Raw genomic sequence first — 20,940 nt, 5'->3', positions numbered from 1 at the left:
CGATCCAAATCAGCCCCGTTAACAAAAGGGCAACGGTGCGTTACATCAAGGCAACAAGTGTGAGAAATTGATCATAATGTATTAATAATCAGGTATTTAAATCCAATATTAATGGCATTATGATTGCATTACCGCACTGTTAAGAAATCGTTAACCGGCTATATTGACTGAATATAGGCCGAAAGATTGTCCCCTGCGGCGAGGTTCAGTTTCTTGCGCAGGCGGTGGCGGATCACGCGCAGGCTGTCCTGCGAAATGCCTAGGAGCGTGGCGATGTCGGTAGAAGTAAGGTTCATTTTGATCAATGCAATCAGTCGCAGGTCGTTGGCGGTAAGTGGGCCGGTTTGCTGTTGGAGCCGGTCAAAAAACGACTGGTGCACCTGCTCGAATATGCCCCGGAATTCTTCCCAATGCTGGTCGTCCTGCAAGCCCTCGCCGATCTGTTCTGACAGCGCTTTGATCTGCTTCCGCTGGTCGCGCTTGTCGTCTTTGATCATCTCGTCGAGCTTTGTTCGGAGGTCTTCCAGGAGCTGGTTTTTGCGGATCACGTGCAGGGTATAGCTGCTCAACTCCTGTGTTTTGGTTTCGAGCTGTTGTTTAAGGTGCTCTTCTTCCAGTTTCTTGTTCTTTAATTCAACTTCCATCAACTGGTTTTGCGCCTCGTACACCTGCTTGTGCTGGGCGCGGAGCTTTTGTTCGTTCCGGATTTTAAGGCGTTGCCGGCTGATAATCAATACAGCTACTGCGATAACCAATATGACTACAATGCCCGTAGCAATGGAAATCAGCGTGTCGATGCGCCGGGCCTGGGTCAGTTGTTCAATTTCATTGTCCTTCTTCTCAATTTCATACAGCGTTTGCAGCAAAGCGAGCTGCTTGTTGCTTTCTTCGGAGTAAATATCATTGAGCAGGCTGCGGCTAAGCGTGAGGTAGTGAAATGCGCTGTCGTTGCGGGCGAGGAGGTTATAGGCTTTGGCAATATCATTATACGCGCTCGAAATCTGGTAACGCTCGCCGCTGGTTTGGGCGAGTTTCAAACTTTGCATACTATAAGATAGTCCTTCCCGGAACCGGCCGGTTTTACGAAGTACATCGCCCAGGTTGTTGACCACCTCCACCTGCGCACGGGTGTTACGCGTCTGCGTGTTGAGCGTGTAGGCTTTGTTGAAATAAAAATAGGCGGAGTCGTATTTTTCGAGGTCTTCGTAAATGCTGCCAATGTTCTCGTAAATCTTCGCGGCGCCGTCGGTTTGGCGGTCGAGCTGGTAGGATTGCAGGGCCTTGTGCTGGAAATAGAACGCGCTGTCATACATTTCCCGCTTTTCGTAAAGATGGCCAATCCGCCCGTAAATTTCCGCCTTACCGGATTCTTGTTTGAGTTTTTGATAAATGATCAATGCCTCATCATACTGCTTCCGGGCCAGTTGGGGCCTGCGGGTCCGGTAATAGAGCTCTCCCAGCATATTCAGGTTCCCGGCCAGCATCTTTTGCTGGTCGCGGGTGCGGAATATCTTCTCGGCTTGAAGCAGATAGTCGAGCGACTGCGGGTAATGCCCCGAGATGAAAAGCAGCCTGCCGATTTGCTGTAAGTAGCCAGCGGCTTCCATCTCGTTATTTTTCCTCACGGCGGCATGGTAGCTTGCCTTCAAACCAATCAGCAACGAATCCGGATTTCGAGGACCTGCATAAACGTTATAGTCGGGCTCCCTGAAACCGGTTTGAGCAAGTCCGTTTTTAACAAACGTGCAGGATATCGCGGTTATCCAGAACAAAAGCAGGATAATACGGGGCGGGATGGGAGGGGGCGAATGCTTCTTGGCGCGGCCGGTTTGCATGGCAGAAAGCGCTGGTTAATTTCATGCAATTTACGGCGGCGTACCTGCATGAATGCCAAAAGCCATTGAAATACATCAATGGCTTTTGAAAATTAATATTGAGGTAACATGAGTGTTAGTCTCAGATGAACCGGTTGATCAGGTTTTCCAGGTATTCCTGTTTGCCGGAAGTCGTCGCAGGCTCGCCTTTGGTAGCAGCCAGATCGAAAAGGTCTTCCAGTTTCAGGGCACCTTTTTCGAAATCTGCACCTTTGCCGCTATCGAAGCTTGCGTAGCGATTCTTGCGGATCTTGTCGTAGTCCCCGTTTTGAATGATCTTGTCTGCTATCACCAATGCACGGGCAACCGTGTCGATACCGCCGATGTGTGCGTGGAATACATCATCTACATCGGTTGAGTTGCGACGACGTTTCGCGTCGAAGTTGATACCACCACCCTGCAATCCGCCTGCATTCAGGATTACGATCAATGCGCGGGTCCATTCGGCGATGTCGTTCGGGAACTGGTCGGTGTCCCAGCCGTTCTGGTAATCGCCACGGTTGGCGTCGATCGACCCCAGGATACCTGCGTCGGCGGCTACCTGCAATTCGTGCTCGAACGTGTGACCCGCCAATGTAGCGTGGTTTACTTCAAGGTTCAGGCTGAAATCGGCCAACAAATCGTGCTGACGAAGGAAACCGATCACGGTTGCTGCATCGTAGTCATATTGGTGCTTGGTAGGCTCGCAAGGTTTCGGTTCGATGAAGAATTTACCTTTGAAACCATTTGCACGGGCATAGGTTACGGATATTTTCAGCATTTGTGCGAAGTGCTCCTGCTCGCGTTTCATGTCGGTGTTCAAAAGGCTCATATAGCCTTCGCGACCGCCCCAGAAGACGTAGTTTTCGCCGCCCAATGCGATGGTAGCGTCCAAAGCCATTTTTACCTGAGCACCAGCGTGAGCAACCACGTCGAAGTCAGGGTTGGTGGAAGCGCCGTTCATATAGCGGTGGTGACTGAAAAGGTTAGCAGTTCCCCAAAGGAGTTTCACACCGGAAGCTTTTTGTTTTTCACCCAAATAGGCTGTCAAAGCTTGCAGGCGCTTTTCGTTGGTACGCACATCGTCGGCGTAATCCACCACGTCTACATCGTGGAAGCAGTAGTAAGGCAGGCCCAGCTTGGTAATGAATTCGAATGCCGCATCAGCCTTGTCTTTTGCACGGTCTACCGCGTCAGGTTTTTTGTCCCATGGGTAGAAAAGCGTTGGTCCGCCAAATGGGTCCAGACCAGCACCGCAGAATGTATGCCAGTAAGCCACCGCAAAGCGCAGGTGCTCCTTCATTGTTTTGCCGGCGATAACGCGATTTTCGTCATACCAGCGGTAAGCCAGTGGGTTGTCGCTTTCCGGGCCTTCGAAAGAGATCTTTCCGATACCCTTAAAATACTCCTGTTCTCCGAGTAGAATGCTCATTTTAATGTAGTTAATCGTTTTTCTAATGCTTTAACAAACCGGCTGATGCAATCCGGGGAGAACAGCATCCTCCCATTCCTCCATCCTCCTTTCTACCTTAATAATTTAATAAGTGTAGAATTGACATTTCATACTGCAATACTATCACTTTTTTCTGAAAAATTTGCAGCACCCACAAAAAAGAGGAGCAGATTTAATTTCTGCTCCTCCTGAAATGAAATTTTTAATCGATCTGATCAGAAGAATTTCGCGCGGTGATCTTCGATTTTCGCGTTCTCGCGAATGGCTTCGTTCACCAGGTACGACATGCGGCTTTCCAGAGATTGGGTCAGCTGTGTTTTGTACTGCGTGAAGTCGGCGATTTTAGGAGCATCGGTTTTATTAACCAGTTCCATAATGAATACGCCGTTTTCTCCTGTGAATACGCCCGATTTCTGCCCGGCTTTCAAACCGAATGCTTTTCCAAGCGCGATAGGATCGAAACCTGCGCTGGTCAGGAAGCCTGTTGCCAGTGAAATGTCGTTGGCCGATTCAACCAATGCACCAGCACCGTATTTTTTCGCGATGTCTTCGAGTGATCCGGTCGCACCTTTCAACTTCGCAGTAATCTGCTCAGCCTTGATCTGGTTGCGTACTTTGGTCGTCAGTTCGTCGCGGAAATCGTCCACTTTTACATCTTTGGCATCCGATTTGCCTGTCAGAACAGCCACCACATATTGCTCTTCGGTTTCGAACACCGGCGACACATTCGAAGGCTTGGTGTCGGTTTTGAACGCCCATCTTACGATATCGCGTGCATTCTGGATCGCGTTGATGTTCGTAGCAGACTCAGGAATGCGGTTTGCATTGGCAAGGACAAGGGCTTTGTTTTTCTTAACAGCTTCTTCGAACTGCTCGCGGCTTTTCACAGCATTCGCAAATTCGTCGGCTCTTCTGTATGCTTCGTCACGTGTAGCCTGGCTTGGAGCAATGGTCTTGCCAATTGTCGCAATGCGGTACAGTGTATTTGATTTAGGGGCAGTAACCTTGATAATGTGGAAACCAAACTGGCTTTCTACCAGATGCGGGATCAGGCCGGGAGCACTTGCCGAGAACACAGCTTCTTCAAATGGCTTCACCATTGCGCCGTTGTTCTGGAAGTAACCCAGGTCGCCGCCGCGTTGTGCCGAACCGGGATCAGCGCTGGAAGTAGCAGCCAATGCTTCGAAGTTAGCACCTGCTTTAATCTGCGCAAGGATGCCTTCCGCTTTCACACGTGCAGCCGTTTTCGCTGAGTCCGACTGGTTTTCAGCACGGATCAGGATGTGGCTTGCTTTGGCAGAAGCAACGGTATCGGAACGGGTTCCGCCGTATTTGTAGATATAATAGGTATTTCCTTCGCGGTAAGGTCCGTAAACACCACCCGGTACAAATGTCTTCACCGCTTCTTTCAACTGGTCGCTCATGGTAGCGTACGACTGGTTGATCGGCGTCGGGATATCGCTGTTCATCGCGGCAAATGCAGAGTCGCTTTGTGCAGTGGCAAGGCCGCGTGCAAGTTCTTTGATCTCGGTATACAAGGCTGCGCTGTCGTCTTTCGCAGGCTGAACCGGGAACGTTACGTACTCGATAGAGCGGGTGTCTGTTCCTTTATATTCTTTCTTGTGCGCGCTCAGGTATTCTTCGAGCTGTGCGTCGGTTACTTTAACGGTAGTATCTACAACCGAGAAATAGGGTACATACAGGTAGCGGAGATTGGCTTTGGTATTTTGCGCTACGTACTCTTTTTCAGATTGTGCTTTCGGAATGTACGTCGATAGGCGAAGCATATTTTCATATTTCGCACGGGTACGCTCTTCGCGAAGGCTTTTCTCAAAATTCTCCCAGGATTTTTGTTGTTCCAAAGGAAGTGTTTTGAGGTTTTTCAGGTAATTGATCACCGCGTTCTTGTCGAAACGGCCGGTAGTAGGGTCGGAAAATGCTTGCAGAATCGATGGGCTGATGTGGTTGCCCTGTACCATATCGTACAGTTCTTCGTCAGTTACAGCCAGTCCCAGTTTGTCGTACTGCTTTTTGTAAGCAATATCCACCACGAACTGATTCCAGGCCTGATCTCTCAAAGAAGCCAGCTCACCTTCGTTCAGGCTGCGGCCCGACTGTGCTTCGTAGTTTTGACGAAACCCATCCACCCGGCTTTGAAAATCTTTGATATTAATTTCTTTCCCGGCAATCTCTCCCACTGTTTGGTTGTCGTTGCCGCCCAAGAGGGAATTAGGGCCCAGCAAATCGCCTCCAACCATAAAAAGAATTAAACTGATAGCGATAACCGTGACAGCTATCCCGGATTTTTCTCTGATTTTGTTAATTAAAGCCATTTTCTCGATTCAAATTAGTGCGCAAAATAAAAAGTTTTCTTGATGGAATGCAAGAGCTTACATTCCTATTTGCAATTATTGGCAACATCCGGACGTTGCGCGACGGGCCGGAATGAGCAAGAGAGCGGTTTTTAAGCTTTAATGCATGTGTTTCAGATTGAAAGCGTAGAGGATCGCCATAAAAATACTGAAAAATACTCCGGCCATGGCGGCAATGACGCCCATCCAGCCCCCGATCATCAGTAACGGCGCAGCAAATGCGACGGCCATGCCGCCCAGATACAGGTAAAAACCCCTCCGTTGAAGGTTCCACATCAGATAGGCCGCGTAAAGCGAAAGGGATTCGAAAATGAGCATGATAATGGCACCGGTTTTGATATTCTCAGCCGTAGTCTGCTCGATGACCGCTTCAAACATCTTGTCCATCGTCTTGGCTTCGGCGGTATTGCCCTGGCGTTCCAGGTTTTCACGGACAGCCTCAAACGTTTCGCGGGTTTTGTCGGCAGTTATGCCCGGGTTCCAGAGCCTTTCGGACTGGGTCCAAAGGCCCGAAACGGCACTCATAAAAGTAAGGAAACACAAAACGGTAAGGAACGTGGGACGATTCACAGGTGCACTCATTCAGTTGGATACAGATCAGCAGGTTTTCTGATGAAGGATGTAAAATTTGTCGTTTTCAGTGAAAACACCAAAGGCATTTGAATATTCTTCCTGTCGGCCTACATTTGTCATTTTTTAATCCAATTAAAACTCAAACTTTCTAACAAACAGTACCTATGAGCCTTCAAATTCTGACTGAACGCATTGAAAATATCCTGGGAACCGAAAGCGGACTGGATGCCACAGCCAAATTTGTAACCGACGAAGGAGTCCTGTTTGTCGATGGAAAATCTGTGCCCAACAGCGTTTCCAACACCGATGGTGAAGCCGATTGTACTTTCGAAGTTTCGGTGAAAAATGCGTTGAAGCTCATTGACGGCGACCTGAATGCGATGATGGCCCTCATGACCGGTAAGTTGAAAATAGATGGCGATATGGGCGTTGCCATGAAGATCGCAGAAACCTTCGGACGCCGATAGTAGGCTTTCAAGCCGGGTGCCTTTTCTTCGATACCATCTGTTTTCAACAAACGATCACACGAGCATGGACAATCAGGAAAAGGTATCCGGAATTGCTACTAAAAGAAGGGATTTTATAAAAGCCAGCGCATTGGCCGCGGGCGGTATTATGATCGTCCCACGCCATGTGCTGGGGCGGGGCTTCGTCCCTCCGAGCGACAAGCTTAACATCGCGGCCGTCGGTTGCGGCGGTAAAGCCGACTTCAATATCAAGCAGGCATTTAATAATGGTACCGAAAATATCGTCGCGCTTTGCGATGTCGACGACCGCCAATCCGAAAAGTACCGCAAGCAATTCCCCAACGCCCCTTATTATAAGGATTACCGCAAGATGTTCGAGAAAGAGGCGAAGACATTCGATGCCGTCATCGTCACCACGCCCGATCACATGCATTACCCTGTCGCGATTGCCGCGATGGAGCTGGGGAAGCATGTTTATGTTGAAAAGCCTTTGACCAAAGACATTTGGGAAGCCCGGATGCTTACAGAAGCCGCCAAAAAATACAAGGTGGTAACCCAAATGGGCAACCAGGGCAGCAGCAGCGATGGTACCCGCAATACCGAAGCGCTCGTGCAATCGGGTGCGATCGGCGATGTGCATACGATCGAGGTATGGACCGACAGGCCCGTTTGGCCGCAGGGCGTGAAATCGCCGAAAGACAAGGGAGAGTCGCAACCGGTTCCTGCCGGCGTCGACTGGGATTTGTGGCTTGGTACCGCACCAAAACGCGATTATCACGAAGCCTACATGCCGTTCCGCTGGCGTGGCTACTGGGACTTCGGCACCGGCGCACTGGGCGACATGGGCTGCCATTTCCTCGACGTGCCTTTCCGCGCATTGAAGCTCGGTTACCCGACGTCCGTGGAATGCAGCGTCGGCTCCGTTTATGCTGATTTCTTCCAGCAGGCATTTTTCGATGACGTGGCGCCGCCTTCGGCCAATATCCATTTAAAATTCCCTTCCAAAACACCGGGCAAAGAAATCAACCTGAACTGGTATGACGGCGGAATGCGTCCGCAGCTCCCTGACGGCTGTGACTACAATACTGTTTTTGGCAGTGTTGATGGAGGGATATTGTTTATTGGTACAAAAGGCATTATCAGTGCGGAAATGTTCGGGGAAAATCCCATACTATGGCCTGAGAAGAAATTTGCGAACGTCCGGATCGCTACTAAGCCCCGTGCATTGGTGTCGGGCGGCTGGGAAGGGCATCAGCAGCAATTCGTTCAGGCTTGTAAAAAAGGTTACGGGACTTATACCAGCTCGTCATTCGACCAGTCGGGGCCATTGACGGAGATTGTGCTCATGGGTAACCTGGCCGTGCGTTCCTACCTGCACCGCGAAGCCAAAGCGGATGGTAAAGGTTTCACATTCCCTGGTCGCCAACGCTTGATGTGGGATGGCGCTAATATGAAGATCACCAACTTTGATGTGGCGAACCGGTTTGTGAAGAGGGAGTATCGGACGGGGTGGTAGGTGATTTTTGTGTGGAAACGGCATTGTCACCCTGGGCGGCCCCGTCCGCTCAGGGTGACAAAACGCATTACAACTCCAATTCCCGCAGATACATCTGGATCGTATTTTCCAGTCCTATATATAATGCATCGCAGATCAAAGCGTGCCCAATGGAAACTTCGTCCATCCAGGGAATACTTTGTTTGAGGAAATGCAGGTTGTCGAGGCTAAGGTCGTGGCCGGCATTTAAGCCTAAACCTACTTCGCGGGCTTTTTCAGCAGCTTTTACAAATGGCAGCACAGCTTTCTGGCGGTTTTCAAAATAACCGGCTGCAAAGGGCTCGGTATAGAGCTCCACGCGATCGGCGCCGCAGATTTTTGCACCTTCCACCATTCTTTCATCCGGATCGACGAAAACAGACACACGGATTCCGGCCGATTTGAATGTGCCTATCAGGTCGGTCAGAATGGAACGGTGGGTGATGGTATCCCAGCCTGCATTGGAAGTGATAGCACCCAATGCGTCCGGAACGAGCGTTACCTGATCCGGCTTGTTGGCCAGAACCAGCTCCACGAATTTCTTTTCCGACGGGTTGCCTTCGATATTGAACTCGGTGGTAACCAGTTCGCGAAGGTCGTATACATCCTGGTAACGAATGTGTCGCTCGTCGGGCCGGGGGTGTACGGTTATGCCTTGCGCCCCGAACCGCTCGCAGTCCAGCGCTACTTTCAATACATTAGGATTGTCACCGCCACGGGAATTGCGAAGGGTGGCGATCTTGTTGATGTTGACGCTTAGACGGGTCATGGGAATTTAATGATTGAATGACTGAATGATTGAATGATTGAATGACTGAATGACTGAATGACTGACCGGGTCGCCGGCGCGATGATTGAATGTGTGCTTAGCTAATATGTGAATTTATGAATTTAAAAAGCCAGGTATGGTCAGAAGGTCATTGGTGTGTGGCCGGATCGCCGGAGCGAAGTGTGAGTTTTGATTCTTTGAGATGAGTTTTCAAGTGAATTACTAACTTTGCCGGTCTGTTACAAATTTAGCATTCGAGTGTTTAAAAACACCTTCAAAGCTAAATTTTAGCCTTAATCAATATAAAAAACAACAAATGACCGAATGACAATACCTGACTAAATACTCAGGCATCGCTCCGGCGACCCGGTCGATCATTCAATCATTCAAAATTAAAGTAACGATGTCACTAAAATCCCAAGTTGAATCCGGTATCAAAGACGCGATGCGTGCCAAGGATCAGGATACATTACGTGCTTTGCGCGCGATTAAGTCGTTGATCTTGTTGGAAGAAACCAAAGGCGGCGCCAGCGGCGAGCTTTCTGTCGACGACGAACTGAAACTGCTCACCAAAGCTGCCAAGCAACGTCGAGAATCGGCCGATATTTACAAGACGCAAGGCCGCGCCGACCTTTTGGAAAAGGAAGAAGCAGAATTGGCCGTGATCGAGCAATTCCTGCCAAAGCAGTTGACCGAGGACGAAGTGAAAGCCAAATTGCAGGAAATCATCGCCCGGGTAGGTGCCGCCGGACCATCGGATATGGGCAAGGTAATGGGCGTAGCTACCAAAGAACTTGCCGGCCAGGCCGACGGCCGGGTCGTTTCCACGCTGGTTAAGGCATTGCTCGCATGAAATTACTGGATGTTCTCATCCTTCTTCCCCTGTTATGGGGCGCATTACATGGTTACCGCAAAGGCCTGCTGATCGAGATTATCGGGATTCTGGGTATGGTGGTAGCCATGGTTTTGGGTTTCAAATTCCTGGGCTTGGGGATGGAGATCCTCACGCCCTATTTCAGCGAGGGCGTCGCACGGAAAATCCTGCCTTATGTGGGTTTTTCGGCGATTTTCTTTCCTACTATTTTTCTTCTGAATCAATTCGGCTACACCATCCGGCGGTCGCTGCGGTACTCTATTCTGGGTACGTTCGATAGTTTTGCCGGTGCGATGGTGGGCGTTTTTACGTGGGTTTTCGGTATCAGCGTGTTTTTCTGGCTGGTGGACGCGATCGGCGTGAAGATCCCCGCGCACCGCACGGACGATACTTACCTGTACCCGCTGGTTGTGCCGGTAGCTCCCACGGTAATTACCAAGGGATTGTCGCTGATGCCCCAGGGCACCGACATTATCCGCGACTGGAAGCGCGATTACCTTGAAGATTGAACTTTCAAATTTCCGCGTCGGTTAAGCATTCATTATTGACTTTCAGTACCTTTGCAGAAAATTACAGTTGAATGCCCTGTGTGTTTGACAGATGACAGATTAAAATGACTACAACAGAGCAAAAGCAGGACATCCGTAAACTCAACGTCGGCCAGATCAAAACCTGGATGACCGAACACGGGGAAAAGGCTTTCAGGGCAAAACAGATATATGAATGGATCTGGAAAAAATCGGCCCATTCATTCGATGAAATGACGAACCTCTCGCTAGCCACACGCCAGCTGATGAACGAGCATTTCGTGATCCACTCGCTCGATGTTGCCAAAAAGCAGCACAGCAACGACGGCACGATCAAATCCGCATTCAAACTTTTCGACGGTAACCTCGTGGAGGGCGTGCTCATCCCCGCCGCCGACCGCATGACCGCCTGCGTGAGCAGCCAGGTAGGGTGCTCGCTCACATGCAAGTTCTGCGCGACGGGTTATATGGACCGTAAGCGTAACCTCGAAGCCGGGGAAATCTATGATCAGGTGGTGGCGATTGCACAGCAGGCCGAAAAGACGTTCAATGCGCCGTTGACCAACATTGTATATATGGGAATGGGAGAGCCATTGCTGAACTACGCCAATGTGCTCCAGTCCATTGAATACATTACTTCGCCGGAAGGACTGAATATGTCACCCAAACGCATCACCGTTTCCACGGCTGGGATTGCGAAGATGATCAAAAAGCTGGGGGACGACGAGGTGCGGTTCAGACTGGCATTGTCGCTCCATGCGGCCAATGACGAGAAACGCAACCAGATTATGCCGATCAACGAGTCGAACTCGCTCGACAACCTGGCCGAGGCATTGAACTATTTCTATAAGAAGACGGGCAACCGCATTACTTTCGAATATATTGTTTTCAACAATTTCAACGACACTTTGCAGGATGCCAAAGAGCTTTGGGAGTTTACCAAACGCGTTCCGGCCCGTGTGAACATCATTGAATATAACCCGATCGCAGAGGCAGATTTTAAGAATACTGAGGCCGACCGGTTGGATAAATTTGCCGCTTTCCTGGAAGATAGAGGGGTTTCGGTGCACGTGAGAAGGAGCCGGGGCAAGGATATCGATGCTGCTTGCGGGCAGTTGGCTAACAAAGAAACAAACTGAGGTAAGTCTGACTTAACAATTTCTTAACATTGGGTCGGTCGTTTATAAGTAGTTTTGCGTCAATAATTCAACCTATCAACTTCTTTTATGTTTGGTCTTGAAACCGACATTTTCATCCTCCTCGCATTTAGTATTTTAGCGGCCTGCGCATTCGAATTTGTCAACGGTTTTCACGATACCGCCAATGCGGTAGCGACGGTTATTTATACCAATTCCCTGAAACCGAATGTGGCGGTGGTATGGTCGGGTTTCATGAACTTTTGCGGCGTATTCTTTGGTGGGATTGCCGTGGCCATGGGGATTGTGAACCTGCTTCCCGTAGAGCTTCTGATCGATCAGAACGTCTATCACAGCGCCGCGATGGTCTTCGCATTACTTTTCAGCGCTATCATCTGGAACCTGGGCACCTGGTATTTCGGCTTGCCGAGTTCCAGCTCCCATACGCTCATCGGCTCGATCCTCGGCGTGGGTCTTGCATTTACATTAATGCCTGAAAATACCCAGGGGACCGGCGTCAACTGGTCGAAAGCACAAGAGTTGTTCATGTCACTCCTGAGCTCCCCGATCTTCGGTTTCGCCATGGCGATCATTATTATGTTTATTTTGAGAAGGTCGTTGTCCAAGCCTCTCCGCGAGATTGTATTCAGCGAACCTAAGAAAAACGAGGCGCCGCCGATCTGGATCCGCGCCATCCTGATTACTACTTGTACATTGGTGAGTTTCTTCCACGGCTCCAACGACGGGCAGAAGGGCGTAGGGCTTGTCATGCTGATCCTGATCGGGATTGTTCCTGCACATTTTGCATTGGATAATTCTAAGGATCCTATTGAAATGAAGGCCGATCTGATCGGTATCGAGCAAGCGGTGAACCGTATCGATTCGACGCGTCTTTCGATTTCGGACCGTGAGCATTTGCACACCATAAAGGGGGAGCTAACACGTTTGCAGGTGCAGATAAATCATCCGTTACCTGAACACCGCCTTCCGAAAGAAGAGCGTATGGAAGCGCGCCGCTCCCTATTGCTCATCAGCCGCAATATCAAAACGATCCTCGACAACGGTCAGGCCAACCTGAATTCAACCGACTTCGCATTATTGAAGAAACAATCGGGCAGCGAACACGGTATCAGAAGATATACGGATTATGCCCCCGATTGGGTAATCCTGATGATTTCACTTTCTCTCGGACTCGGAACGATGGTAGGCTGGAAGCGGATTGTAGTGACGATCGGTGAAAAAATTGGTAAGCAGCATTTGACCTACGCACAAGGTGCTTCGGCCGAGCTTGTCGCGGCTAGTACGATCGGCGTATCGTCTTACCTGGGCCTGCCTGTAAGTACCACGCACGTGCTTTCGTCGGGTATCGCGGGTTCGATGGTGGCCAGCAAAGGGGTGAAAAACCTGCAAGGCGGTACAATCCGTAACATCGTGATTGCGTGGGTACTGACATTGCCCGTGACCATGTTGCTTTCGGGCACGCTGTACGCTTTTTTCCGGTGGGTGTTATAGGATATTCATTCATACAGGTATCAAAAAGCCGTCGGGACCGTTCCCGGCGGCTTTCGTTTTAATGCACCGGCTGCACTTTCTTTGCTTTTCATTGGTTTAATATCGTAAATTCGGCATGGATTTTAGTATTAAATAAAAGCCAATTATTCACCATAATGACTACAATTGAAGCGCAGGTTAACCGCTACGGTTATGTGACGGAGGCGATCGCGGAAGATATCGATCTGGTTGCGGAGATCAACCGCCTGAAAAAAGAAAAGAATGCGGTAATTCTCGCGCATTATTACGTGGACGCGGAAATCCAGGACCTGGCCGACTATATTGGCGACAGCCTCGGGCTTTCGCAACAGGCGGCCGCTACCGAAGCCGACATGATCGTTTTCTGCGGCGTGCACTTCATGGGAGAAACGGCCAAGATCCTCAGCCCCAATAAAAAGGTAGTAATTCCCGATCTGAATGCAGGATGCTCGCTGGCAGACTCGGCGCCTGCAGATAAGTTTGCCGCTTTCAAAGCGCAGTATCCCGATCATATTGTCATCAGTTATATCAACTGCTCGGCGGAGATCAAGGCATTGACCGACATTGTCTGCACTTCTTCAAATGCATTGCAGATTGTAGAAAGTCTGCCAAAAGATCAGAAGATCATATTCGCACCGGATGCGAACCTGGGGCGCTATGTGGCACACAAAACCGGCCGTGATATGGTGCTCTGGGATGGTGCCTGTATTGTGCATATCGATATTTCACGTGAGAAACTCGCACAGCTTCGTACGGAAAATCCCGACGCGCTGCTGATCGCCCACCCGGAATGCAAGGAAGATATTTTGAAACAGGCCGATTATGTGAGCTCGACAACCGGTTTGTTGAAATTCGTGAAGGAATCGAGCCATGATAAATTTATCGTAGCTACCGAGGCAGGTATTTTGCACAAAATGAAGCAATCGGTGCCCGATAAAAAGCTGATCCCGGCTCCCGGCTCCGATAACAATACCTGCGCATGCTCGGAATGCCCTTATATGAAAATGAATACCCTCGAAAAGGTCTATAATGCGCTTTACTATGAGCAGCCGGAGATCTTTGTTCCAGAGGATATCCGCCTCAAAGCTTATGAATCCGTAGCGCGTATGCTGGAACTGAGCAAAGGCATCTGACTCCCGATTTAACCCTATTCCTGAAATTATGCCCCAGTTTGATTTTCTGATTATCGGTTCGGGAATTGCCGGACTTAGCTACGCAGCCAAATTAGCCCGCCATTTCGACAAATTGAAAGAGGAAGTTTCCATCGCCGTGATCACCAAGGTTCAGGCCGATGAAACGAACACCAAATATGCCCAGGGAGGTATTGCGGTCGTTTGGGCGGAGTCCGACTCGTTCGAAAAGCATATTCAGGATACAATGGATGCGGGGGATGAAGTTAATAAAAGGAATATCGTCGAGATCGTGGTACGCGAAGCGCCCGAACGGATTCAGGAGCTGATCGACTACGGGACTCGTTTTGATAAAGAAAAGGGAGGCGAATATGATCTGGCGAAGGAAGGCGGGCATTCCGATCACCGGATCCTGCATTTCAAGGACATTACAGGAGCAGAAATCGAGCGGGCTTTGCTGGAAGAGGTGAACCGCCATAAATGCATCCAGATTTTTACGCATTACTACGCGGTGGAACTGATCACCCAGCACCATCTGGGCGAAACCGTATACCGCTATCGGGAAGATATCAAATGCTTCGGCTCCTATGTCTTGAACCGCCGGACAGGAGAAGTGGAGAAGTTTTTGGCCAAAACCACCTTGCTCGCAACGGGTGGCATCGGCAATATCTACCAAAGCACCACCAATCCTACCATCGCGACAGGAGACGGAATTGCGATGGCCTACCGGGCCAAAGGCATTTGTGATAACATGGAATTTATCCAGTTCCATCCCACGAGCTTCCACCAACCCGGCGAAAAACCTTCGTTCCTTATATCAGAAGCGGTGCGTGGTTTCGGAGGGGTGCTAAAAAGAGCTGATGGAAGCACATTCATGGAAAACTATGACAGCCGGCTGTCGCTCGCCCCGCGCGATATCGTAGCCCGTGCGATCGACTCGGAAATGAAGAAAAACGGGGTCGATCACGTCTACCTCGATGTCCGGCATTGCGATTACGATAAATTTGTAGAACATTTCCCGAATATCACCGAGTACTGTCTGCGCCAGGGCGTGGATGTGCGTAAAGACATGATTCCCGTCGTACCTGCGCAGCATTACATGTGCGGAGGCGTGCGCGTGAATGAATGGGGGAAGACCAATATCGAATTTTTGTATGCGGTGGGAGAGTGTGCATGCACCGGCCTGCACGGGTCAAACCGGCTGGCATCCAATTCCCTGCTGGAAGCCGTTGTCTTCGGGCACCGGGCCTATGAAAGCACGGTTGCCAATTTTGAGAATGCGGTTATCCCACAGAATATCCCTGAATGGGACGACTCAGGCACTACGCATCCGGAGGAGCAGGTGCTTGTGACAGAAATGACCCGCGAGCTTAATAGCATCATGTCCAACTACGTGGGCATCGTGCGCACCGATCGCCGTCTGAAACGCGCATACGACCGACTCGAACTCCTGCATCAGGAGCATGAAGATTTATACCGCGAATCCAAGGTGTCGGTAGCCATATGCGAGCTGCGCAATATGATTTCGGTTTCTTATCTGATCATTAAAATGGCAATGGCCCGGCGCGAGAACATCGGGCTGCATTATAACGCCGATCACGTACACGCCTAGGGCTTCGGGTTTTGGGCGAGCATGTTCCGGCTGCGGCGGGTGATGGCCCGCTGCCATATATTCTCCCCGACTTTCTGGCCCAGGTGCGTTCCTTCCTCGACGCCGTCGCGGTAGTGAATCCCACCGTATACACGACTGATGGAAGCATCCCAATAGGCCTCTTCGAAAGATTTGAACGATTTGACGCCATGTCCGTATTTTTTCTCGGTCGAGTCGGTAAAAGCTACATTATTCCCTATCAGATGTGTCAGTACTACGCCGCAGGCAGCTGAAATGGAGCTATGCCCGCTGACATACTCCGGGAACGCAGGAGTTTCCAGGAACGGGCGCCAATTGGGGTCCCAGTTACTGTTGATGACGGTTTCGGGCCGGATGCGGACTGTGCGGTATTTTTCATCCCAGCAGGCAATGAATGCGTCGTAGATCGACAGGGCTCCCAGCGTATATGCTTCTACCGATTGCATCAGGTCCAGTTTTTTGTCCAACGCTACGGTTCGTACGATCGCCATCCAGTGACCGGCCGGGGTCATTTTTTTATTGGCAAACATAGCATGCCCTACTACATTGGTCACAAATGCATTGTCGTCCCAGAAGTAGGCAGTCGCTTTCTGGTCGTCGGTGAGGTTGTTGCCGGTATTGTAAACCTCCATTGCTAGCTGCATAAATTTGCTGTCTTTGGCCAGGTCGTATTTTGCGGGCGGCGGGCAGCGGAACTGCGTCACCGAATCCATCGCAAAGGTTCTGACGGTATTCCACATGGGTTCGCACGCGTCGGCGTAGGCAGGTGGGGTAGGGACCCAAGTCCCTGGTTTGTTGGTCACCGTATAGCGGTACCCGCGTATTTCTTTATAGTGATCTTTGGCCGAATATGCCAGTACATGCTTGGCTACCGTATCGCCGTATGCGATGGAGCGTTCATACACCTCTTCGGGAATCCCCATTGCCTGAAATTGTTTGAGAAGCCCCTTTTCATAGCTGTCCCACATGTTTCCGGAGAATGTGAGAGTCCTGCCTACCACCATAAATGCCTTAATGCTCGCAAGGGGAAAGCAATATGCCAGCGCTGTGTCAGGTTTTGGTGGAGAGTTGAATTTAACAAGCTGGTTTCCAAGTGACTGGTACTCCCGATTGCCAGGTGCAAGCGCCTCATACGCAGCAAGGAACGAGTACCCATATATGCGGCTGGCGACTGGCGGCTTGAAAATATCGTGGATGATCACATCGGTAAGGTGTGTAGCCGTCTCGTGGAAGAGCTTCGGATCGGCCGCCTTCATATTGTACTCTTCGGGCAAAGACTCTTTTTTACACCCGTATAAGAAGCAGAGAAATAACAGGGAGAGTAAACGGAAATTCATTCGATTTCGATGGGGAGTTTTGTAACTGGACTGCTTTACGAATATAGCAAGAAATAGGAATTTGGTGATAATTCTGTACAAAAGAATGATTAATTGTAACTTATATATCACCAAATCATAAGAAATGTTTGATTCATGCTACTATTTATTGTTATTTTTTAAGAATGCATATTCATTAACCAGGAAACCTTTTTTTTGTAAAAAAAATAATATCTTTTTGTACAATCAAACGAGTGTAACACGCCCCACGGATACTTCTCAAGTAAACGTCAGGAGTATCCAGATGAGATTGTGTAACATATACACTGTTTGAGTGCCTGAACTCTGGTCGATGAAAATTACTCACCCTAATCACTAAAATTATACTATGTAGAGACTTCTCCTAGCTACACTTTAATTCATCCGCCGCGACAGATTTTCGGAATGAAAATCATAGTCCGACTCTACGTTCCGTGCTTATACGGTTAAGCAAACATTCTTACTACAATAAATTTTAATCTAACTTTTAATCTATGAGATTTTCTACTGGATGGACGCCTCGTGCTGTATCACGAAGTGTTTTTTCTCTTTGTCTGGCCCTGGTGACGGTCGTGGGCGCATTCGCCCAGAATACCATCAAGGGTAAGATCAAAGATGAACAGGGACAACCGCTGCCTGGCGTTAGCGTTGTCGTGAAAGGAACCACCGCAGGCACAGTAACGGATAATGAGGGGCTTTATACAGTGAACGCGGAAAGAAACGGCACACTGGTCTACTCTTTTATCGGATACCTGACACAAGAGGTTTCCGTTGGTGGTAAAAGCATCATCGATGTAACCTTGCTCGCCGACACCAAAGCACTTGAAGAAGTGGTTGTCGTGGGTTATGGTACTGCCAAAAAAGCTACCCTGACCGGCTCGGTAACAGCGGTGAAAGGCGCAGAACTTCAAAAAGCACCTGCTGCTAACTTGTCCAACACATTGGGTGGTCGTCTGCCTGGTATTTCGGCGGTACAATCAAGCGGTGAGCCTGGCTATGATGGTTCAGCTATTCGTATTCGCGGTACCAACTCATTGGGTAACAGTAACGCGCTGATCGTTGTGGACGGTGTTCCTAACCGTTCAGGTGGTCTCGACCGTATCAACCCTGCCGATATCGAAAGTATTTCGGTACTGAAAGATGCGGCTGCGGCAATTTACGGATCACGTGCAGGTAACGGGGTAATCCTCATTACGACCAAACGCGGTAAAACGGGTAAACCACAGATTTCTTATGACCTGAACCTCGGTGTATCACAACCAACACGTACGCCGAAAATGTCGAATGCAGCCGAGTATGCGACTATCCGTAATGAATTGCAGATCTATGACAACTTGCCCGTAGGACAGTGGCAAGGTGCGTTGCAGGGTTTCAACACCAACGGCTCGTATACCAGAACTGATAACGGAAACGTGATGGCAGCGGTGTTTACGCCCGACGACATGAAGAAATTCCGTGACGGTTCAGATCCTTTCCTGCACCCGAATACCGACTGGTACGGCTCGGTGATCCGCAACTGGGCACCTCAGCAACGCCACAACCTCCAGTTGACCGGTGGCAGCGAGAACGTTAAATACCTCGCATCGATCGGCCATATCAATCAGGATGGTTACTATATCAACTCGGCGACCGGTTACAAGCAGTATGACATGCGTGTGAACCTGGATACGAAAATCAACAAATATATCTCAGCAAACCTGGGGGTGACTTTGCGTGAAGAGTTCCGTCACTTCCCAAGTGGTGGTAATAGTGCCGGCGCCATCTTCCGTATGCTGATGCGTGGTAAACCAACCGAAATCGCGATCTGGCCGGACGGACGTCCAGGACCGGATATCGAAAACGGACAGAACCCTGCCGTGATCACCACCAATACTACCGGTTATAACAACGACAAGAGAGACTACATCCAAACTAACGGTGGATTGGAAATTCAGATACCGGGCGTTCCGGGATTGAAAGTCAATGCGATGGCTGCGATTGACAAGCAACTACGCCGCGTGAAAAACTTCGAAACACCCTGGACATTGTATTTCTGGGATAAGAAAACGTATGAGGCCGACGGCAAAACACCATTCCTGACAGGAACAGTGCGCTCTACGTTTAAAGATCCGCGTCTGACTGAAACTTCGGCACAGGAGTTGTCGGTACAGTTGACGGGCCAGGTTTCTTACGAAAAATCGATCGATGGCCATAACTTCAACATAATGGCTGGTGCGCAGCGCGAGAAAGTGGATGCAGATGGTTTCTTTGCATTCCGCCGCTACTACATTTCGCCGGTTGTGGATCAACTTTTTGCGGGTGGTACGCCTGAGCAGAACATCGGTAACTCAGGTACCAACAATGGTGACCTTTACAGACGTGCGCGGTTGAGCTACTACGGTCGTGCGGGTTACAACTTCAAGGAAAAATACCTGGCTGAATTCCTGTGGCGTGTAGACGGTTCCTATGTATTCCCGAAAGAAGGCCGTTTCGGTTTCTTCCCCGGGGTATCTGCCGGATGGCGTATTTCGGAAGAAGGCTTCTGGAAAAACAACATTTCCCGCTATGTCAACAACGTGAAGCTACGTGCCTCATGGGGACAAATGGGCGCTGAACCCTACCTCCTGAATACAGAGACATTGGCTGAATACCAGTATCTGTCGACCATGGGCTTTGGTAGCTACATTATCAATGATCAGGTTGCCAAAACATTGCTCGAAAGCCGCGTGGCTAACCCGACCTTCACCTGGGAGGTTGCCAACAACACCAACTTCGGTATTGAAGGTACTTTGTTCAACGACAAGCTTTCATTCGAGTTTGACTATTTCGTAAACAACCGCTCGAAAACGCTGATCCCAAAAGCAGGGTCCACACCTTCAACCGCGGGTATCGACGGAAAACTTCCTCCCCAAAACCTTGGTAAACTACAAAACAAAGGATGGGAGTTCAAACTGAGCTACGACGGCAATGCAGGCGACTTCTCGTATTCTGTGAGCGTGAATGGTGGTTATGCCAAAAACAAGATCAAGTACTGGGATGAAACGCCAGGTGCTCCTTCTTACCAAAAAACGACCGGAATGCCTTTCAACTCATTCCTTGTGTACCAGTTCGACGGTGCATTCAAGAGCCAGGAGGAGATCGATGCCAACAAGCTTGATTACAGCCCGATCACGGGTAACCTTCGTCCTGGTGACATGAAGTTCAAAGACGTTAACAATGATGGCAAAATCAATGGTGACGACCGTATCCGTTCCGAAAAAGTGCAGCGTCCATGGTTTACAGGTGGTGCGTCGATCAACCTTGGCTACAAACAATTCGACTTGGCTATGTTGTTCCAGGGAGCGCTGGGCGGTCTTCAACTTGTAGGTCTGACCGAGTCGGGTGACATCGGTAATTACCTGAAATACGACTTTGATCACCGCTGGACGATTGACAACCCGACTGACAAATACCCACGTCTGACCAACCGGAACAACCGTTACTACACCAACACGGGCCAGGCTGGTTTCAACAACTACTTCCTGAAAAGCAACAATTACCTGCGTTTGAAAAACGTCGAAATTGGGTATAACCTGCCATCTGAAGTCGGTTCGAAAATCGGAATGACCAATTTCAGGATCTATGTGAACGGCTTGAACTTCATCACTTTCGACAAGATCAAAGTATGGGATCCGGAAGCAACCACTACGAGCGGTCAGTACTATCCGCAGTCAAGAGTTCTCAGCGCAGGAGTACGTGTAGCATTTTAACGAATAAGA

The 20,940-nt window shown here is 49.7% G+C and carries 15 protein-coding genes; 9 read left to right on the top strand and 6 right to left on the bottom strand.

The genetic code is table 11. The annotated features are described in order from the left end of the window. Positions 1-158 precede the first annotated feature (158 nt). The 4 genes from IEY24_RS17165 to IEY24_RS17150 all read right to left on the bottom strand — a co-directional run bounded on the left by IEY24_RS17165 (position 159) and on the right by IEY24_RS17150 (position 6,260). Positions 159-1,835, bottom strand: coding sequence for a tetratricopeptide repeat protein (locus tag IEY24_RS17165; RefSeq protein ID WP_188934255.1), 1,677 nt, complete (start codon positions 1,833-1,835; stop codon positions 159-161). Between the two features lie 121 nt (positions 1,836-1,956). Continuing rightward, complete coding sequence (gene xylA, locus IEY24_RS17160; protein ID WP_188934253.1) at positions 1,957-3,285, bottom strand: xylose isomerase; 1,329 nt, start codon at positions 3,283-3,285, stop codon at positions 1,957-1,959. A 236-nt stretch (positions 3,286-3,521) separates the two neighbouring features. Then, positions 3,522-5,639 (bottom strand): peptidylprolyl isomerase, encoded by a 2,118-nt coding sequence (locus IEY24_RS17155; protein ID WP_188934251.1) that lies wholly within the window; start codon positions 5,637-5,639, stop codon positions 3,522-3,524. 138 nt (positions 5,640-5,777) lie between these two features. Continuing rightward, on the bottom strand, positions 5,778-6,260 hold the full coding sequence (locus IEY24_RS17150; protein WP_229222486.1) for a hypothetical protein: 483 nt from the start codon (positions 6,258-6,260) through the stop codon (positions 5,778-5,780). A gap of 155 nt (positions 6,261-6,415) precedes the next feature. On the opposite strand from IEY24_RS17150, the gene IEY24_RS17145 reads away from it, so the two are divergent. Together IEY24_RS17145 and IEY24_RS17140 are read left to right on the top strand one after the other, a co-directional pair. Continuing rightward, the gene (locus IEY24_RS17145) at positions 6,416-6,718 is read left to right on the top strand and encodes an SCP2 sterol-binding domain-containing protein (protein ID WP_188934249.1); all 303 of its coding nucleotides are present in this window, start codon (positions 6,416-6,418) and stop codon (positions 6,716-6,718) included. A gap of 64 nt (positions 6,719-6,782) precedes the next feature. Further along, the gene (locus IEY24_RS17140) at positions 6,783-8,234 is read left to right on the top strand and encodes a Gfo/Idh/MocA family protein (protein WP_188934247.1); all 1,452 of its coding nucleotides are present in this window, start codon (positions 6,783-6,785) and stop codon (positions 8,232-8,234) included. Positions 8,235-8,301: 67 nt separating this feature from the next. On the opposite strand, the gene IEY24_RS17135 is transcribed toward IEY24_RS17140, so the two are convergent. After that, positions 8,302-9,021 carry a pyridoxine 5'-phosphate synthase gene (locus IEY24_RS17135; protein WP_188934245.1) on the bottom strand — a complete coding sequence of 240 codons (720 nt, stop codon included), beginning with the start codon at positions 9,019-9,021 and terminating at the stop codon, positions 8,302-8,304. Between the two features lie 403 nt (positions 9,022-9,424). Between IEY24_RS17135 and IEY24_RS17130 the strand changes: the two genes are divergently transcribed. From IEY24_RS17130 to nadB, 6 genes are all read left to right on the top strand, one after another. Then, complete coding sequence (locus IEY24_RS17130; RefSeq protein WP_188934243.1) at positions 9,425-9,874, top strand: GatB/YqeY domain-containing protein; 450 nt, start codon at positions 9,425-9,427, stop codon at positions 9,872-9,874. Beyond that, complete coding sequence (locus IEY24_RS17125; RefSeq protein WP_188934241.1) at positions 9,871-10,404, top strand: CvpA family protein; 534 nt, start codon at positions 9,871-9,873, stop codon at positions 10,402-10,404. Before IEY24_RS17130 ends, IEY24_RS17125 begins: the two co-directional genes overlap by 4 nt. A 104-nt stretch (positions 10,405-10,508) precedes the next feature. Further along, on the top strand, positions 10,509-11,561 hold the full coding sequence (gene rlmN / locus IEY24_RS17120) for a dual-specificity RNA methyltransferase RlmN (RefSeq protein ID WP_188934239.1): 1,053 nt from the start codon (positions 10,509-10,511) through the stop codon (positions 11,559-11,561). A gap of 87 nt (positions 11,562-11,648) precedes the next feature. Then, positions 11,649-13,070 carry an inorganic phosphate transporter gene (locus tag IEY24_RS17115; RefSeq protein ID WP_188934237.1) on the top strand — a complete coding sequence of 474 codons (1,422 nt, stop codon included), beginning with the start codon at positions 11,649-11,651 and terminating at the stop codon, positions 13,068-13,070. A 155-nt stretch (positions 13,071-13,225) separates the two neighbouring features. Then, a complete protein-coding gene (nadA, locus tag IEY24_RS17110) occupies positions 13,226-14,221 on the top strand; it encodes a quinolinate synthase NadA (RefSeq protein WP_188934235.1) in 996 nt (331 codons plus the stop codon). A gap of 28 nt (positions 14,222-14,249) precedes the next feature. Next, the gene (nadB, locus tag IEY24_RS17105) at positions 14,250-15,830 is read left to right on the top strand and encodes an L-aspartate oxidase (RefSeq protein ID WP_188934233.1); all 1,581 of its coding nucleotides are present in this window, start codon (positions 14,250-14,252) and stop codon (positions 15,828-15,830) included. On the opposite strand, the gene IEY24_RS17100 is transcribed toward nadB, so the two are convergent. Further along, a complete protein-coding gene (locus tag IEY24_RS17100) occupies positions 15,827-17,185 on the bottom strand; it encodes a vanadium-dependent haloperoxidase (protein ID WP_188934231.1) in 1,359 nt (452 codons plus the stop codon). The two genes, nadB and IEY24_RS17100, sit on opposite strands and share 4 nt — an antisense overlap. Positions 17,186-17,697: 512 nt before the next feature. On the opposite strand from IEY24_RS17100, the gene IEY24_RS17095 reads away from it, so the two are divergent. Continuing rightward, on the top strand, positions 17,698-20,931 hold the full coding sequence (locus tag IEY24_RS17095; protein WP_229222479.1) for a SusC/RagA family TonB-linked outer membrane protein: 3,234 nt from the start codon (positions 17,698-17,700) through the stop codon (positions 20,929-20,931). Positions 20,932-20,940: the final 9 nt, after the last annotated feature.

Source organism: Dyadobacter endophyticus (genome assembly GCF_014641595.1).
Lineage (GTDB): Bacteria > Bacteroidota > Bacteroidia > Cytophagales > Spirosomataceae > Dyadobacter > Dyadobacter endophyticus.
This window is presented reverse-complemented; position numbering and strand designations above follow the sequence as displayed.

What these genes read in the sequence shown, in the direction of transcription:
- IEY24_RS17165 (WP_188934255.1), bottom strand. Translation starts at nt 1,835, where the DNA reads ATGCAAACCGGCCGCGCCAAGAAGCATTCGCCCCCTCCCATCCCGCCC.
- xylA (WP_188934253.1), bottom strand. Translation starts at nt 3,285, where the DNA reads ATGAGCATTCTACTCGGAGAACAGGAGTATTTTAAGGGTATCGGAAAG.
- IEY24_RS17155 (WP_188934251.1), bottom strand. Translation starts at nt 5,639, where the DNA reads ATGGCTTTAATTAACAAAATCAGAGAAAAATCCGGGATAGCTGTCACG.
- IEY24_RS17150 (WP_229222486.1), bottom strand. Translation starts at nt 6,260, where the DNA reads ATGAGTGCACCTGTGAATCGTCCCACGTTCCTTACCGTTTTGTGTTTC.
- IEY24_RS17145 (WP_188934249.1), top strand. Translation starts at nt 6,416, where the DNA reads ATGAGCCTTCAAATTCTGACTGAACGCATTGAAAATATCCTGGGAACC.
- IEY24_RS17140 (WP_188934247.1), top strand. Translation starts at nt 6,783, where the DNA reads ATGGACAATCAGGAAAAGGTATCCGGAATTGCTACTAAAAGAAGGGAT.
- IEY24_RS17135 (WP_188934245.1), bottom strand. Translation starts at nt 9,021, where the DNA reads ATGACCCGTCTAAGCGTCAACATCAACAAGATCGCCACCCTTCGCAAT.
- IEY24_RS17130 (WP_188934243.1), top strand. Translation starts at nt 9,425, where the DNA reads ATGTCACTAAAATCCCAAGTTGAATCCGGTATCAAAGACGCGATGCGT.
- IEY24_RS17125 (WP_188934241.1), top strand. Translation starts at nt 9,871, where the DNA reads ATGAAATTACTGGATGTTCTCATCCTTCTTCCCCTGTTATGGGGCGCA.
- rlmN (WP_188934239.1), top strand. Translation starts at nt 10,509, where the DNA reads ATGACTACAACAGAGCAAAAGCAGGACATCCGTAAACTCAACGTCGGC.
- IEY24_RS17115 (WP_188934237.1), top strand. Translation starts at nt 11,649, where the DNA reads ATGTTTGGTCTTGAAACCGACATTTTCATCCTCCTCGCATTTAGTATT.
- nadA (WP_188934235.1), top strand. Translation starts at nt 13,226, where the DNA reads ATGACTACAATTGAAGCGCAGGTTAACCGCTACGGTTATGTGACGGAG.
- nadB (WP_188934233.1), top strand. Translation starts at nt 14,250, where the DNA reads ATGCCCCAGTTTGATTTTCTGATTATCGGTTCGGGAATTGCCGGACTT.
- IEY24_RS17100 (WP_188934231.1), bottom strand. Translation starts at nt 17,185, where the DNA reads ATGAATTTCCGTTTACTCTCCCTGTTATTTCTCTGCTTCTTATACGGG.
- IEY24_RS17095 (WP_229222479.1), top strand. Translation starts at nt 17,698, where the DNA reads ATGAGATTTTCTACTGGATGGACGCCTCGTGCTGTATCACGAAGTGTT.